The following is a 14,677-nucleotide window of genomic DNA, read 5'->3' as shown; positions in this document are numbered from 1 at the left end:
CGCCGGCAGCCGCGCTACAAACAGCCGAAAATCTCGTTAACACTCCTGCGCTGCAGCCGATCGAGAACGTCATCAACACCCCCACCGAGGTGCTGTTGGGCCGGCCTCTGGTCGGCAACGGCGCTAACGGCACGCCCGCTAGCCCCAACGGGCAGCCAGGGGGACTCCTCATTGGCAATGGCGGCAACGGCTACAACGGCGCAGGTGGCAACGGCGGCTCAGCAGGTTTACTCGGCAACGGCGGCAACGGCGGTAGCGGTGTCTCCGGGGCTGCAGCCGCATCGATAATCGGCAACGGCACCAACGGCGGTCCAGGAGGCACGGGCGGCGCCGGCGGCCTGCTGGTCGGCGACGGCGGCGCCGGGGGCACCGGAGGGACCGGTGGGGCTGCCGGGTCACTCGCCGGTAGCCCGGGAGTCGGAGGTCCCGGTGGCGTCGGTGGCGCGGCGGGCCTGCTGGGCCTGCCCGGCCCTGGCGGAGGCACTGGACCTTCGGGCAGCGCAAGTATCGCCGGCACGATCCAAGGCGACGTGCAGGGCGCCCTCGGCGATATCGGCGGGGTCTTTGTCCGCGGCGTCGGCGGGATCGTTCACGGGTTCGTCGGTGGCGTGCAACACGCGGTCGTCGGCGTGGTTTCAGGCATCGAACACCAGCTTCTCAACGACTTCGGGCTGGGATTCCTCGATCCCGGGACCGGCGGGATTGGGCTGTTCAACGCGGGCAACAACGACTTCGGGTTCTTCAACTTCGGCAGCAACGACACCGGCATCCTGAACTTCGGGCCCAACCAAAGCGGCGTCTTCAATATCGGCAGCGGCAACGCCGGCGATTTCAATATCGGCTTCCACAACAACGGCACCGCCAACTTCGGATTCAACAACGCCGGCAGCCTCAACCTGGGCGTGGACAACACCGGCAGCTACAACCTGGGACTGTCCAACATCGGCAGCCTGGAGCTCGGCTGGGCGAACACCGGCGCCAACGACCTCGGCATCAAACTCAACGGAGACGACGAGATCGGCATCAGCCGTCTCAATCTGAATCTCGCCAACCTCTGAGTGACTTCGATCGTGAAGCTGAACGTCGTTTGATCGTGAAATTGGGCGTCGGAGTCGCGACCGCCGCGGCACACGTCGACGACCTCCCGAGGGGCCTCGTAGTGGTGTAGCTTTGCGCGGCGAATTTTGCGCACCGAACCTATACCACAGCCGGGTTGGCTATCGCCGTGCCCGCTTCACTCGCACACCCGCCGCACCCGACGGCCCTGCCAATTGTCGCGAACGGCAGGGCCCTTGCAGCGACACGGGTAGCGGTTAGCGTCGGCGAGCGATGTATTGGGTATTGTTGAATAAGGCGACCATGATGGTTGGATCGTCCACCGCGCGTCGCAGGAAGCTATAGTGAGCATCGATTTGGTCTGCGGGAGCACCGATTTCGTTCAGATATGCTGGCGCGCACTGGTCGAATCCCAAGGCGTGAACGAGTTTGGCTTCCGCAGAGGCTGCAACCGGCTGGTAGCGGTCGCAGCGCTCGATGGTAAAGCCAGCCTGATCGAGAAATCCTTCGATGCGCTCGGCGACGTCGTAGGCCGCCCCACGCGCTCTACCGAGTGCATACCACCAGGGACGCCACACGTCGCTGTCGGGACTCTCGGGCAGGAAACGCAAACTGCCGACGTCGGCGACCTCCAATAGCAGTGCGCCGCCCTCGGTGAGCATGTTGGCCATCGCGAGCAGGGCGCGACGAACATCGCTCACGTGCATGAGCAGAAATCTGCTGTAGACCCAGTCGACGCGCACGCCGGCGAGCGGATGGTCCTCAACGGCGGCTTCGACAAAGGTCACGTTGCGACGATGGGCCAGCGCTGCGCGGGCGATTCGCAGTTGATCTGGCGACGCGTCCACGGCGTACACGGTGCCGGTATCGCCGACGCGGGCAGCGATCCTGTCGGTGACCGCGCCATGGCCACACCCCAGGTCCGCGACCGAGTCACCGGCTGCGACGCCGGCTGCTTCGAGAAACGCTGCGGAGTGTGGATCATAAAATCGCCCGAGGAGTTTGAGGCGTCCGGCGTCGGCGTCGCCGACCTGCATGCTGTAGCCACCCTCGGCGGACGTAGCAAAGTCCTCCACAGCCCACCAGCGTAATGCCCTGATGGCGCGCAGCAGTTCGTGCAGACGGGGTGCATCCTCGCTGTGTGTGTAGGCGTCGAGCCAGTTGGCGAGTTGGGCGACAAGCTCAGGAGGCATGGGCGAAACCTGGTGCGCCATGGTTTGCAACACGGTGTCGATCGCGGTGTAGGAGTCTCCTGAACCGAGCGTGGCATAAAGCTGGGCGCGGGCGCGGTCGCTGAGCGAAGCGCTTATCGCACTAGCCAATTCCCACGCCAGCTCAGCTTCAGCCCAGTTGTCCACTTCCTCATCTTCGTTGGCCCGAGCGGTTTGTGCTGGGCGCTGATTGTGTCGGCACTCTATGAGTTTCGTTATCAGCGGCGGGCTGACGCGTGGCCCGGATCTGCTCGGCAAGGATGTCGGCGTGGCCTGCGTGGCGGGCAACCTCGGCGATCATGCCCAGGTAAATGAATCGCAAGCTCACCGTGCCGACAAGGTGGTGTTCGACGGTGTCGTCTAGATGGCGGGTCGCAGCCAGTTCGTTTGACCGTTGACACGCCGCCTCGTATTCGGCGATCACGCCGGCGAGGGTCTCGTCGTCGGCGACGTGGAAGCTGCCGTCGCCACCGGTGGCGTGCCCGTCGCATGCCTCGATGCTCATGCCTGCCAGTGTTCGTTGAAACCAGATGCGCTCGGCTGTAGCGCAGTGCTTGATCAGTGAGATGGGCGTGGTCAATGAGGGAACCTGCTTTTCGCGGGCTTCGGTGTCGGAGAGGTTTTCGACGGCGCGAACAAGTTCACTGCGGTTCAAATCGAGAGTGTTTTCCAGCAGTTGTCGTTCGCTGCCGGTGAACGGACGACCGGGATTCAGTGCAGCGGTCATTGTGAACTCCTTTGTTTCCGTGGTGTTTTCACCCGTCCGGTTGTCGGGTTTGTAGGTTCCTGCGCCGGGCAGGCAGGAGGACTGACGGGTCGATTTGGGTGCAGTGCATCGTCGAGTCGACGAGCGCGAACCAGCGAGCAGCGCTGGTGCGATGAAGGTGCTGGTTCTGCGTGGCCGGTCCCGCGGTGCAGACGCATCGCCGTGACTTGCCGTTAGCCCAGTATGCCCGATGCCCGATCTCGGTACCCTAAGAAGCCGTGCAGGCGCTCCGTAGCAGCGACACCGGCTGGCTCTTGGCGGGATACGTCGGTGTTGGGGGCTTCTTCCTCCAGGAGGTGTTTCTTCGCCGGCGCGGTCCAGCCTCCAGCCTGGCCGCGTCGCGCGACGATGAGGGCACCACGCGGATACTCCTGACATCTTCCGGTCTCGCGTATGGTTTGCCCCTGGCGCTGGGCCGACTCCGTCTGCCGATGATGCCGCCGGCGGCGGCCGCCATCGGGCTGATCATGCAAGCCAGCGGACTGGCGTTGCGGGTGTGGTCCATGCGCACACTTGGCGCCTTCTACACCCGGACGCTGCGCACGGCGCAGAACCAGCATGTCGTCGACACCGGCCCGTATCGGATGATTCGTCACCCCGGGTACACCGGTGCCCTGTTGGTGTGGATCGGCTTAGCGCTTGCCTCGCGCAGTGTGCCCGCGACCGTCGTGGTCGCTGCACTGATGGGACGGGCCTATCAACGACGCATAGCGGCCGAAGAACACCTGCTCCAACGAGCCTTACCCGAATACGGCGAGTACAGCCGCCGAACCAAGAAACTCATCCCGCTCACTTGGTAAAGACTGCCGTGGTGTCGGCGGCGCGTAGAACCAACAGTCCCCTCGGCCGGATAACGTGGCCCGCTTATAGCTCGTGGCCTGCAGTGTTTTCGCGGTCTTGTCCGGTGTCGGTGATGCGGTCCCAGATTTGGGTGTGTACGCGGTGTGCGCTGGTGTGTTGTTGGCGTAGTTGGCGGCGTCGTTGGAGGGCGTCGATAATGTCGGTGTCTCGTAGGGCGGGGTCGCAGCGTTCGGCTTGCTCGAGTACGGCGTCTCGATCGGGCTGGGCGGCGCGGCGTGCTGGGGTCGCCGAATCGATTGTCAGGGTTAGCGACCAGGGCAAGTCGTGGTGAAGCAGTTTGAGCATGGGCGCTGAGGGTGCTGGTGGCCATCCGTGGTCGTCGCCGTCGACGAGGATGAGCCGGGCGCCGCTGTCGGCGGCGTGTTCGGCGAGATCGGCGAGGACTTCGGGTTCGGCGTGGCTGGCGCGGTCGATCACGATGGTGGTTTGGTTGTCGAGTTCGTCGGCCTGGGTGGCGATGCGGCGGTGCAGCGTGTCGATGCTGGGGACGGTGTCGGCGAGGTCGGGGCCGGTGATGCGGGCGGCGCGCTCGGGGTCGGGGCTGCACCACAGGATGCGGCGGTCGGCGATGCGGGCGGCAGTGTGCAGGACGTGCAGGGCGTCGAGTGCTTCGTCGCCGGCGGCGTGCACAGCGGTTACGGTGAAGCCGCTGCGGGCGACCGCGTCAAGTCTGTGGGCGGTGTGGTCTGACAGGGTGGCGGCGGCCTCGGCAGGGATGCGGAATCCGCGTTCGATGCGGTAGTCGCCGCTGGCTGTGAGCATGTCGATTTCGGTGCGCAGCGCGTCGAGTTGTTGGTGGATGTGTTCGGCGTTGCGGGTTTCGGCTTGTGCGAACGCTTTGGCGGTGGCTGTTTCGGCCTGGTCGAGTGCAGCGGCGAGCCGGGCGCACTCGGCGCGGGCGGCTTTGAGCGCGGCCAGGTCTGCGTCCTCGGCGCGTAGGCGGGCCGCCTCGACGTCTTCTGCGGTGACGATGTGCTCGGCGCCGCCGGCCGCCTCTGCGCGGAGGCGCATGGCTTCGGTGAGCTCGGCGTGGAATTGTTCGGCCGGAGTGCGCCTGGGCAGTTGCGTGAGGGCGAATTTGACGGCGGCGCGGGCGAAGTCGATGTCGAGGTCGTCGGCGGCGGGATCAGCGCGTAGCTGGGCCAAGCGGTCGCGTTCGTGTTGTAGGTAGGCGTCGGCGGCGTCGTAGTGCTGCTCGGCGTCTGCCCAGCGGGCCATGACGTCTTGGACGGCCAGCATGTAGGGGCGGTCGCGGTCAGCGCGGGCGCGCAGATCGAGAAGCGAGGCGTCGGCGGCGCGCATGGCTGGGCCTTGGCCGGCGATGACGAGTGTCTGTTGGCGTTGCAGGGCGCGGCGGGCGGCGTGGTATTGGCCGCGCAGGGCGGTTACGTCGGCGACCACGTCGGCGACGGGTCGGGCCAGGGGGCGCACGGTGAGCATGTCTTCGAACGCCAGATCGTCGGCATCGTCGATGTAGGTGGCGTGGTCGAGTGGGTCGGGCGGTAGTTCGTCGTCGAGGTCGGGCGTGATGAGGTTGCCGCCGTAACCGAGGCCGAGTTTTTCCAGCAGCGCATCGTTGGAGATGGTGCGTGGGCGTGCATCATTTTCGAGCGGAGCTTGCTGGGGGTCGAGGTGGGCGAGTTCTTCGTGTTCTTCGGCGCTTAACGGTGCTTCGTCAGGGATGGGGATGTCGATGTGGTCGTAGGGGTGTTCACCGGTGAACAGGTCGATCGAGTAGGTGAGCAGTTGGGCGTATTCGTGGGGTTGAATCGGGACGGGGTTGTCGTGGTCGACGTCGCGGAGGTGGTCGTAGGCGACGTGCAGCAGGTCCAGGGGGGTCCAGCGGGTGGGGTCGGCGTTGTCGATCGCGGCGACCAGGCGCCCAAAGGCGGGGTCAGCGGTGATGGTTTCGGCCATCGCGGTGCCAAACACGGTGGCCAGGTCGGACAGCCACGCGGGCCGCAGGTGGGGGGTGTTCGTTTCCAGGACCGCGGGCTGGAGACGGCCGGCGAGACGCCACCACAGGGCGGCGCCTGGCATTTGGTCGGGCAGCGGGCCGTCGTCGGCGGCGTCGTTGAGCAGTTGGGTGAGGTCGATATCGGTGCGGGCGACATTGGCCAGGTGGGCGGCGAGCTGCGGCCAGTAGGGGTCGCGGCGCACGCGCGGGTCGATAGCGTCGACGAGCGTGTCGAATTGTGCGGTGAGCGGTGTGGTGCGGCCGATGGCGGCGGTGACGGCGTCGAGCAGCACGGTTTGGATGCGGCGGTCTCGCACAGCGTATTGGTCGGGGCCGGTGAGTCGGGTGTCGGCGTCGTCAACGTCGTGGGCGGCGCGGAATACCGCGATTTCTGCGCGCAGTTTGGGGTTTGCGGACAGTAGTGGCCGTGCCCAGGCGGGAGCGGTGGTGGCGTCCCAGTCGGTGGCGGTCTCACGGATCGAGGCGGCGAGCTCGGTGACTAGGTTGTGTCGGGCGTGCAGGTATGCCGCCTGGTCGGGGTCGTTGAGCAAGCCGGTGGGTAGGTCGGGGAGCCAGCGCAGCGGGCCGCTACCGGCCGAGTGGGCGCCGCTGCTATCGAGGCGCCAGTCTAAGACGGCGGCCGGGTCGTGGGCGGTGTCGAGTTCGCGGCTGGCGACCGCGGCCTGTAGGCGCACGATGGGGTCATCGCCGCACACGGCGATTGTGGCCAGGTGCATGCGCAGGGTGGGCCAGGCGGGCATGCGGGTCAGGCCGGTGTAGACCTGGTCGGCGGCGGCGTCGATGGCGGCCATTTTGTCGGGGCCGAGGGTGTTTTCGGCCAATGCGCCGACCGAGTGGGTGTACATGGCGGCAGCCTTGCCAAGGCGGGTGAACGGGTCAGCGGCGGACGCGGCTTCGGTGGTGGCCGACACTTGCGCGCCGTCGCGGGCCAGCACACGTTGTAGGACGTCGATCGCGGTGTTGGGGTGGGTGGCTTTGGGTGTCAGGATGTTGTGGGCATCGGTTTCGGCGGTCTCCACAAAGATGTGGGTTTCGTCGGTGGCGCGGCTCATGGCGACGTAGAGCTGTTGGCGGGTCAGGCTGTCGGCGCCGATGACATAGCAGGTGCCGGTGCGGGTGCGTGACCCGATGGTCATGCCTTGTGCGGCGTCGATGGTGGAGGCGTATCCCAACGTGGTGTAGGCGTTGACATACCAGGCGGGCAGGGTGACTTTCTGGCCGGTGTCAAGCCGCGAGACAGCCAGCGCCCCATTGGGTTTGACCGCGTCGATGCGCCAGCGCTGCCCGTTGCGAACGTAGTCGCCGCCACGGCCCAGGCGCAGCCTGCGGTTGTTTTTGCGGCTGGCGACGATGTCACCCGCGGATGCCTGCAAGCCGTCGGCAAGGGTGGTTTCGCGTAGCTGCGTGGCGCTGCGCGCGGCGTTGGCGGGGTCAGCGGCTAATGCTTCGAGCCGGTCCAAGCGGGCGCGTTCGTTGAGGCTAGCGACGATGAGGTTCGTCGGTGCCAGCATCGTGGAGTCATGGCCGGCGGCGGTGTCGGCGGCCCAGCGTTCGTAGGCTTGGTCGAGGATGGTGTCCCCGGAGCCGACGTGGATGCGCCCGGCGTCGGCGTAGAACGCCAGCCCGGATGGGTCGCCGTCGCGCAACGCTAAACCGGCTTGGGCTTCGGCGCGGGACTTGAAACGCACGACCTCGGTCAAATTCAGGGCGCCGTAGGTGCGCTCGATGTCGCGCAGGATGCCGCCGGCTGAGATGGAGGCGAGCTGTTTGTCATCGCCGACCGGCACGACGCGTGCTCCGCGCGCCTCGGCGGTGGTGATGACTTCATCGAGCTGCAGGGTTCCGGCTTTGCCGGCTTCATCGACGATGATCAGGGTGTTCTCGTCGATCGCGTCGAACCATTTGCGGGCCGGATCGTCGGTGGCGTCGGGGCGGTGTAGCAGCCACAGGAATTTGTCGATGGTGTCGGTTGGGGTGTTGATGTCGTTGCGCAGCACCTGGGCGGCGTTGGCGCTGGGGGACAGCCCGAGCACGGTGCCCCCGGATTCTTCCCACGCTCGCGAAAGCACCGACATCGCCGTGGTTTTGCCTGTGCCGGCCGGGGCCAACACCAGCTGCACCCGTGCCCCCGAGGTCGCAATTTCCCGGACCATGGTTTCTTGGCCGGCGTTCAACGTGCGTCCGCGTTCGGCTTTTTCGGCCAGCAGTGCCATCTCGACCAGGTCGGTGCTTACGCGCCGGCCATCGGTGCGCCCGGCGGCGGCCAGGACACGCTTTTCCGCCGACAAAATCGTTTGACTGGTGAACAAGGCGGTGCCATGCGTGGTGTAGACGCTGGCGCCGTCGCGGCGGCGCAGCAGGGTCGGTTCGTCGAGGTCGGTGTCGGTGATCCGGGCGTGGGCAACACTGTTCGGCTCGGCTAGGGCGGCGGCGGTGACCGCCTCGACCAACGCATGATCACCGGCCCACCCAGCAGCGCGCACAGCCCGCAGCGCTTCGGCGTAGACGTGATTTTTCTGCCAGCTCGACCGTGATTCGGAGACGGTCTCGATGACGACCGCGGCTTGCTCGGCGATCCAGTCGTCGGTGATCTCAGCGACGTCGCGGCGCCGCGGCATCCGAACCCCGGCAAGCATGTCCGACAGGGCTTGTGGGCTACCGAGGATCTCGATGGCTTGGCTGCGCCACTGCTGGCGTTGCTCGGCTTGTGAGCGTGGTTCGTGCTTGGCCGTGCGGGTATCTAGGGTGGCGCGTTGATGCAGCGCGATGGCTTCCACGGTGGTGGGTTCGCGGCCGTGGTCGGCCTGAAATGCCTTGGCCAGTTCGGTGTAGCGGGCTTTGATCATCAACCGCCGCGAGGAGAATGCCTCGTTCAATTCGGCCGGGACACCGACGATTTCGCGGACTGGGCGCTTACCGCGTTCCGTGGCGGGCTGTTCGGCCAAGTGGAGTCCGACGCGCTCGACCGACAACGCTTCGATTCGCGAGTTGTAGAACTCTGAGGCCGACACGGTGCCCTTGAACAAGGGACGTCCATCGAGGGCTAGCCAGCGGTAAATGCCGTCGTGCCCGCGGGCGCGGACCTTGTTGGACACCGCGAGGTGCGTGTGAAGGTCAGGGTCCCCGGCGCGGCTGTCGCGGTGGGTAAACGCGGTGGCGATGACGCCTTCGACGTCGAGTTGGGCTACTCCTTGGGCGCCCATGCGGGTGAACGCCATGTTGTTTTCGATGTAGTCCAGCGTGTCGGAGACGGCCTGATCGTGAATGTCTTCAAGGGTTTTCGCCAGGTCTCGGGGAGCAAGCGCCCATAACACGGAGAAGCTTTTTACCGGGCTGAACGTGAAGTCGTATCCGGCAGTCGACGTGGTCTGATCACGCGACTGGGTGGCGATGAACCCGGTCAATTCTCGGTCATCCAGTGGCGGGCGCTCGTAGGTTTCGGCGAACAGGTCACGGGCGATCGCGGTCCGCATCTGCGCGCGCAGGGTTTCTTCGATTGGGGCGTTCCACGCGAGGCTGTTGGACAGGTTGTGATCGCGGTAGGCGACGGCCAGGCGGCGCTGTAGTTCGGTGGATGCGTCGTTGATGACGAACGGGCGGCCCAGGCTCACAGCCTCTTTCGCGGCGGCCTTGGGAGCCCCCATCGTCTTGATCAGGTGCTCGGCGATGGCGCCGGCGTTGGGGTGTAGTCCGAGTCCGAAGAGGGCCTTCATTTGGTCTTCGGTGACGGTCGATCCGGGCTCGATGCGCCACATCTGGTCTTCGACAGCGGTGGCCCAGGTTCGTGCCGGCGGATCGGCCAAACCGGGCAGCCCGCGTCCGACCCACCGCCCTGGTGATTCGCCTTTGTCGGAGTAGTAGTCGCTCAACGATTTCCGGCCGCGTTCGGTGGCGTCGTGCGCGGCGGTTTGGCGGATCAGGTAGAGGTACCCGTCACCCGCGGTGAGCTTGTGAATGCCCATCATGATCGCGCCACGGGTTTACGGTAAGCGGGTGTCCTTACACGTTCGGCGAATCTCGTTTCGGGCTACCGCGAAACCGCCGTTACCGTTTCGTGACCTAAGTGCAAGAGGTGTGTGGTGCGTGAGGGGGGTCGAAACAGGGGGTGCAGGTCAACAGGGGTGGGGTGAGGAAACGGAGCTGAGAGGGACACGAGAGACGAGGGGGAGAAGTGAGCAGGGGAATGACGGGAAAAGAGGCATCAGCAAACACGGGTGAAATGGGTTGGACGGCAAGGTGATGCAGGCGGCAGTCGGGGCGCGGCGCTGCGCGGGTGATGTGCGGCCGACGAGATTTCGGAGAAGCGTCGGGGCGTGGCCTTACGATGGTCGGCATGGAGAAGACGACGAGTCGCAAGCTGGCGCGTAAGCGGCTGTTGGAGGCACAGCAGGAGGCGGCGGCGGCGCGTGAAGCGCGCGAGCGCGCCAATCTGAGTGATCTCACCGAGTTCACCGTGCGCCTGGCAGAGGTCGACGCGGTCGACGAATGGTTGGCCGGCCGCATCGAGAAGCTGAAGGCGGAAGCGGCAGGGAAGCGCCAGGCGCACCGTCGCGCCGCCGGGAAGGCGTTGCACGCCATGCGGTTACGTGGTGAGACGATGGCCAGTATCAGTGCGCTGACGGGGCTTAGTGTGAGTCGGTTACGCGAGTTGATGAAATCCTCTGCCGAGGACAATGCTGACGCGTCGGGGGAGCCGGAACGTCCTGCGGCTCCGGTCGTTCCGTTGCCCAACCGCGTGCCAGCCGACGTCGGTGACAGCATCGCGCCCGAAGGGGCCGTGGTCGCCCAATAGCGCTGGCCGCGGACGAGGTTGGGCGACGGCCGTAAGTCAGGATTGGGCGCGCCCAACAGCAGGCGGCTCGACGTGAATGTCCGTCACCGAGGTGTGCGTGGCGATGAAAGCGGCTGCTGCACAGGGCGCCTGGCGGCGTCGCGGACACGGAGATGCTGGCGACTGATCGGTGGCTGCTAGCCGAGAGCGTCGTAGTGGGCGGCGGCACGCTGGCCGAGTACCCACGCTGTAAGCGTAGGGTCGTCGGGATTGGCGGACAGCTCAAGGTACCCGTGTAACCACCCATCGACGATGTACTCGCGCCGAATCCAGGTGTCGAAGTTGGCCGGGTCGATGCGCTGCAGCGTCGCGACCGCCCGATCGAGCTGGGCGCGGTCAACGCCGTTGGCCTCAGCGTTGGCGTAGTGGCCGGCGGTGGCGTCTCCGAGTGATCGCGCGGTAAGCAACTGCCGGGCGAGCTCGAATGTGTAGGGCCGGTTGAAAGTCATGGCAGCACCTTCCGCGGGTCATGGAGTAACGCGTTGGCTTGTTCACACAGCGTGGTGAGGTAGGTCCAGGCGGCTGCTCGCGGGTCGTCGGCCAGCTCTGGGTAGGTCAGGTCGATCCATCCGGCCGTCAGGCCGGGAAGGTCAGGGTGGCCACGCGGGCGCACGATGAGCACATAGCCTGGGCCGGGGTCATCGTCGGCGGCGATGACCTGGAGCTCAAGCCGCTGATCGCCCACGATCGGACCCAGGGCGGCGGCTTCCTCGACGAGCTCGCCGAGGGCTGCGGCAGGCCTCGCGACGCGCCCGGGTGCGGGAATGTCATGTTCGAGCGTATCGGCGCGCAGGCTGATCCAGTCGTCGAACGCGGCGGCATCGACACGGAACGGGATCAGCGCGGCGGGGCCCATCACAGTGCCGCCCGCGGCGACGGTTCGATGGTGGCTGTGGCGGTGACACCGTGATGGGCAAGGCTGACCAGATCGTAACTTTCGTGGGCGGCGGTGATCTGGTTGAGTTGCAGGTCGGTATCGGTGGCGCTCACATAGACGGCGAGCGCGGCCCGGGCCGTCGCCCGATCGGGGTGGTCGGTGACGAGCACGGGCAGGGTCCTGGTCGGGGCGATGGTCAAGGTGTGCATGGCATGTTTCCTTCCGGGCGTGAGGTCAGGTCAGGCGATGTCGGCTAGCTCGAGCAGGGACAGCTGGGGCTGCTGGGCGCCGCGGGCCTCGGCGATGATGTCGGCCATGGACAGGTCGGCGCGAAACCTGTGACCGGTTGCTGCCTCGACAGCGGCGTACTGGTCGGCCAGCTTTGGGTTGAGACCTGCCGAGCACACGAGGTCGGCACGGGAGGCCAGGACGCAGAATCGGCACGACAGCCGGCTCATGCCGGCGGCGTATGCGGGGTGGGGGCGCGTGCCGGCTATGGCGATGCGATCCCACACCTCGGTAACGGTGAACTGGTGGATGGGATACCAGTCGTCAACGTGGCGGCGCCCGTTGGATGCTGACGGGTTGTGCGCGTAGGCAACTCGTCGTGCACGCGCCCGGCTCTCTTCGGCCCGCAGGCCCATGATGTTGAGTACTCGCACGGGCCGGCCGCTTACCCGGCCGCTGTCACGCAGCTCGGCCACGAGCTTGGTCATGACGGTGCGAATGGGTCCGCGTTTGTGGTCGCTGGTGCACCACCGGCGGGCCGCGTCGGGCCACATTCCGCGCGCGGCGACGCGCTCAAGGATTGTTTCGGTGTGGCCGTCGTCGGCGGTGCGGCTGGTCAGTTCGAATCGCAGACCGTAGTGGGCGGCATGCTCGGCGGCCAGGTCGGGCACGCCGTCCCATTCGGCGTCGCCGAGGTCGGCGTGGACGGTTACGACCCGATCGAGCACCGCGGCGGCCCGGGCCTGGGCGACGACGACGTCGAGGCTGGCTTGAGAGTCCTTGCCGGCGCTGATGTTGACCAGCAGGATGTCGTAGGCGGCGAGCTGAGGTGCGGGGCCGTCGCTGACCGTCGAATGCGCGCTGGCGTCGGGAGGATCTGCGGGGCGCAGTTCGGCGGCGCAGTTGAAGTCCAGGGGCAGGGTGGTCATCATGTTCACCGGCGGATCGGCCCGGTGGTGGGCGGGGCGATGACCAGGGTGGCAACTCGCGTCGAGGTCGGCGGGCTTGTCCAGATTCCGTAGACGCCCGGCGCTTCCTCGACGACGCGGTCTGCGGGCTGGGTTGCGTGAATGTATGCCTGGGCGGCCTGCAGCGCGTCGGCGAATTCGGTGTGATTGAACGATTCCCACATCGGCATCGCGTCAGGTTCGTGGGGGTCGGTAATGGTGGCCGAGTAGCACATTGCGGGAAGTCCTTTCGGGCTCGCTCGGGCCGGCTTTCAGGCCGCAATTTCGAGGGGCTGGTAGTTGGTTGCCGGTTGGCGGGTTCGGGCCATGACTCGTTGCACCGTTCGGGTGGTGGTGTAGAGCCGCCAGGCGATGATGTCGACGTCGATGCGGCCATGCATGCGGCGGATCGCTTCGTCGCGGTCGCGGCCGCGCAGGTGCATCCGCATGCCATCGACGGCGACCTGGGTGATGGCCAGCTCGTCGATCTGGGAGGCGCTGGCTGCGCTCATGCCGACACCGCTACCGCGGTTGCATCTGGCGTGATTACCGCCCGATTGGCCAGGCCTTTGATGCGGTCGGGGCGAAAGCCCGACCAGTGGTCGTCACCGGCCACCACCACGGGGGCCTGCAGGTAGCCGAGGGCGATCACGTAGTCACGCGCCTCAGGGTCCACGGTGATGTCGACCTTCTCGTAGGCGATGCCCTGCTTGTCCAGCGCCTTGTAAGTGGCGTTGCACTGCACGCAAGCGGGCTTGGTGTAGACGGTAACGGTGCCGCTCATAATGTCCTCCGAATTAGGCGTCAGCAAATCTATTTGATGCCTCTAATATAGCCCATTTATGCAGGCCATGCACCATTTAATGGGATATTCTTAGAATCTTTTAAGCAAGTCGGCTAATATTGGTTATGTTGTAATTGGCGACCAATTCGTAACGGCTCCATTGGCATTGACGGATGGGCCTCTCTTCTTTTCCAGGCTATTTCGGAAAAGTTGGTAATGGCAGCTGCAGCGATAATGTGAAGGCCAGGCGCTATGACAGGTTGTCGAATAGGGCGAGCTGTTGGCTGGGCCGTACTGCAAGAACCCGGCTACGCCAGGCCAGGGCGTAGTCCAGGCAGTTCGCGCAGGAACTGTGGGTGTGTCCGGTCAGCGGCGGTTCGCGGCGGGCCTGGTATGACCACGCGAGGCTGTCGCACGTCAGTATTTTGCGCCCGTAGATCTTCAGCCCGCCTGCTTTTACTCCGAACGCGTGGAGCGGCATGTCCGGGTCGCGACGCAAGATTGTGGAAATCACTGCGTCGATTTGATGGCTGGCCTGTCTGCGGCATACGGAGCCTACCCCGACGACGGGATATTGAGTTAAGTTAAGACCTCGTGATTCGTACAGATCGAGACAGCGGAGGTAATCGTCTGGCAACCATCCTTGAATAACGGGCATGTAGGGGTTGTCGTAGGATTTGCCGTCCCAGAGTTCCTGGAGTTCGACGAAGTTGTCGACGGTGCGGCGTTGGTGTTCGCCCACGGTCAGGCCGGTCTTCGCGAGCATGTCCGGCTCGCACATCAGATCAAGCGGTGCAGCCCAAGAGAGCTTGCCGATTTCGTCGTCGTATCGACGGACCGCGCGGTGGTACTGGCGGACGGTGGTGCGCCACTGGCCGTAGAGCGACAGCTCGGAGAACGCGCCAGAGTCCAGCGCCCATTCGGCGGCCGCGCGGGGGAGGGACTTGCGGCCGGCCAGGCGGCGGTGGGAGATGAACAGGGGCACGCCCGCTGTGGCGAGCCAGTGCGGTTGGTGCGAGCCCAGGTAGAACGTGTTGACCATTCGTCGCAAGTCGATAATCTACCCGCTTCAGCAGTGCGTGCAGAGTGCCTCGGACGACGGGGCTGGCAGGTCCCCGATAGTCGGTCCGCCTGGTTT

Annotated in this window: 14 protein-coding genes; 3 read left to right on the top strand and 11 right to left on the bottom strand. The window is 65.7% G+C overall.

What is annotated here, in order from left to right; translation table 11 throughout:
• A partial coding sequence (locus ACOJVU_RS16055) for a PGRS repeat-containing protein (RefSeq protein WP_421530676.1) occupies positions 1-1,058 on the top strand: 1,058 nt, incomplete at its 5' end.
• 255 nt (positions 1,059-1,313) lie between these two features.
• Here ACOJVU_RS16055 and ACOJVU_RS16050 read toward each other — a convergent pair.
• Together ACOJVU_RS16050 and ACOJVU_RS16045 are read right to left on the bottom strand one after the other, a co-directional pair.
• A complete protein-coding gene (locus ACOJVU_RS16050; protein WP_095794385.1) occupies positions 1,314-2,414 on the bottom strand; it encodes a class I SAM-dependent methyltransferase in 1,101 nt (366 codons plus the stop codon).
• A gap of 4 nt (positions 2,415-2,418) precedes the next feature.
• Complete coding sequence (locus tag ACOJVU_RS16045; RefSeq protein ID WP_095794384.1) at positions 2,419-2,994, bottom strand: DinB family protein; 576 nt, start codon at positions 2,992-2,994, stop codon at positions 2,419-2,421.
• Positions 2,995-3,251: 257 nt separating this feature from the next.
• On the opposite strand from ACOJVU_RS16045, the gene ACOJVU_RS16040 reads away from it, so the two are divergent.
• Positions 3,252-3,833: a methyltransferase family protein gene (locus tag ACOJVU_RS16040; RefSeq protein WP_217989858.1), complete on the top strand. Its 582-nt coding sequence runs from the start codon at positions 3,252-3,254 to the stop codon at positions 3,831-3,833.
• Positions 3,834-3,897: 64 nt separating this feature from the next.
• On the opposite strand, the gene mobF is transcribed toward ACOJVU_RS16040, so the two are convergent.
• A complete protein-coding gene (gene mobF / locus ACOJVU_RS16035) occupies positions 3,898-9,837 on the bottom strand; it encodes a MobF family relaxase (RefSeq protein WP_255254592.1) in 5,940 nt (1,979 codons plus the stop codon).
• A gap of 368 nt (positions 9,838-10,205) precedes the next feature.
• Between mobF and ACOJVU_RS16030 the strand changes: the two genes are divergently transcribed.
• Positions 10,206-10,664 carry a hypothetical protein gene (locus ACOJVU_RS16030; RefSeq protein ID WP_141244162.1) on the top strand — a complete coding sequence of 153 codons (459 nt, stop codon included), beginning with the start codon at positions 10,206-10,208 and terminating at the stop codon, positions 10,662-10,664.
• Positions 10,665-10,840: 176 nt separating this feature from the next.
• Here the strand turns inward: ACOJVU_RS16030 and ACOJVU_RS16025 are convergent, their stop codons facing one another.
• From ACOJVU_RS16025 to ACOJVU_RS15990, 8 genes are all read right to left on the bottom strand, one after another.
• The gene (locus tag ACOJVU_RS16025) at positions 10,841-11,152 is read right to left on the bottom strand and encodes a hypothetical protein (RefSeq protein WP_255254591.1); all 312 of its coding nucleotides are present in this window, start codon (positions 11,150-11,152) and stop codon (positions 10,841-10,843) included.
• Positions 11,149-11,559 carry a hypothetical protein gene (locus ACOJVU_RS16020; protein WP_095794382.1) on the bottom strand — a complete coding sequence of 137 codons (411 nt, stop codon included), beginning with the start codon at positions 11,557-11,559 and terminating at the stop codon, positions 11,149-11,151. Before ACOJVU_RS16020 ends, ACOJVU_RS16025 begins: the two co-directional genes overlap by 4 nt.
• Entirely contained in the window at positions 11,559-11,789 is a 231-nt protein-coding gene (locus ACOJVU_RS16015) for a hypothetical protein (RefSeq protein ID WP_095794381.1), read from the bottom strand. The genes ACOJVU_RS16020 and ACOJVU_RS16015 overlap by 1 nt, the downstream gene beginning before the upstream one ends.
• Before the next feature lie 30 nt (positions 11,790-11,819).
• Positions 11,820-12,737 carry a phosphoadenosine phosphosulfate reductase family protein gene (locus ACOJVU_RS16010; protein ID WP_095794443.1) on the bottom strand — a complete coding sequence of 306 codons (918 nt, stop codon included), beginning with the start codon at positions 12,735-12,737 and terminating at the stop codon, positions 11,820-11,822.
• Between the two features lie 5 nt (positions 12,738-12,742).
• Positions 12,743-12,991 (bottom strand): hypothetical protein, encoded by a 249-nt coding sequence (locus ACOJVU_RS16005; protein WP_095794380.1) that lies wholly within the window; start codon positions 12,989-12,991, stop codon positions 12,743-12,745.
• Positions 12,992-13,027: 36 nt separating this feature from the next.
• Positions 13,028-13,267: a hypothetical protein gene (locus tag ACOJVU_RS16000; RefSeq protein WP_095794379.1), complete on the bottom strand. Its 240-nt coding sequence runs from the start codon at positions 13,265-13,267 to the stop codon at positions 13,028-13,030.
• On the bottom strand, positions 13,264-13,539 hold the full coding sequence (locus ACOJVU_RS15995; protein WP_421530675.1) for a redoxin NrdH: 276 nt from the start codon (positions 13,537-13,539) through the stop codon (positions 13,264-13,266). The genes ACOJVU_RS16000 and ACOJVU_RS15995 overlap by 4 nt, the downstream gene beginning before the upstream one ends.
• 250 nt (positions 13,540-13,789) lie before the next feature.
• A complete protein-coding gene (locus tag ACOJVU_RS15990; RefSeq protein ID WP_095794454.1) occupies positions 13,790-14,581 on the bottom strand; it encodes a DUF7221 family queuine tRNA-ribosyltransferase-like protein in 792 nt (263 codons plus the stop codon).
• Positions 14,582-14,677: the final 96 nt, after the last annotated feature.

The sequence above is a fragment of the Mycobacterium sp. THU-M104 genome, from assembly GCF_049197365.1.
Classification (GTDB): domain Bacteria; phylum Actinomycetota; class Actinomycetes; order Mycobacteriales; family Mycobacteriaceae; genus Mycobacterium.
The sequence above is the reverse complement of the archived record's forward strand: the minus strand, read 5'-3'. Positions and strand labels throughout refer to the sequence as shown.

Excerpts from the sequence above, each read along its gene's own strand:
- ACOJVU_RS16045 (WP_095794384.1), bottom strand. The coding sequence starts at position 2,994 with ATGACCGCTGCACTGAATCCCGGTCGTCCGTTCACCGGCAGCGAACGA.
- mobF (WP_255254592.1), bottom strand. The coding sequence starts at position 9,837 with ATGATGGGCATTCACAAGCTCACCGCGGGTGACGGGTACCTCTACCTG.
- ACOJVU_RS16030 (WP_141244162.1), top strand. The coding sequence starts at position 10,206 with ATGGAGAAGACGACGAGTCGCAAGCTGGCGCGTAAGCGGCTGTTGGAG.
- ACOJVU_RS16025 (WP_255254591.1), bottom strand. The coding sequence starts at position 11,152 with ATGACTTTCAACCGGCCCTACACATTCGAGCTCGCCCGGCAGTTGCTT.
- ACOJVU_RS16020 (WP_095794382.1), bottom strand. The coding sequence starts at position 11,559 with ATGGGCCCCGCCGCGCTGATCCCGTTCCGTGTCGATGCCGCCGCGTTC.
- ACOJVU_RS16015 (WP_095794381.1), bottom strand. The coding sequence starts at position 11,789 with ATGCACACCTTGACCATCGCCCCGACCAGGACCCTGCCCGTGCTCGTC.
- ACOJVU_RS16010 (WP_095794443.1), bottom strand. The coding sequence starts at position 12,737 with ATGACCACCCTGCCCCTGGACTTCAACTGCGCCGCCGAACTGCGCCCC.
- ACOJVU_RS16005 (WP_095794380.1), bottom strand. The coding sequence starts at position 12,991 with ATGTGCTACTCGGCCACCATTACCGACCCCCACGAACCTGACGCGATG.
- ACOJVU_RS16000 (WP_095794379.1), bottom strand. The coding sequence starts at position 13,267 with ATGAGCGCAGCCAGCGCCTCCCAGATCGACGAGCTGGCCATCACCCAG.
- ACOJVU_RS15995 (WP_421530675.1), bottom strand. The coding sequence starts at position 13,539 with ATGAGCGGCACCGTTACCGTCTACACCAAGCCCGCTTGCGTGCAGTGC.
- ACOJVU_RS15990 (WP_095794454.1), bottom strand. The coding sequence starts at position 14,581 with ATGGTCAACACGTTCTACCTGGGCTCGCACCAACCGCACTGGCTCGCC.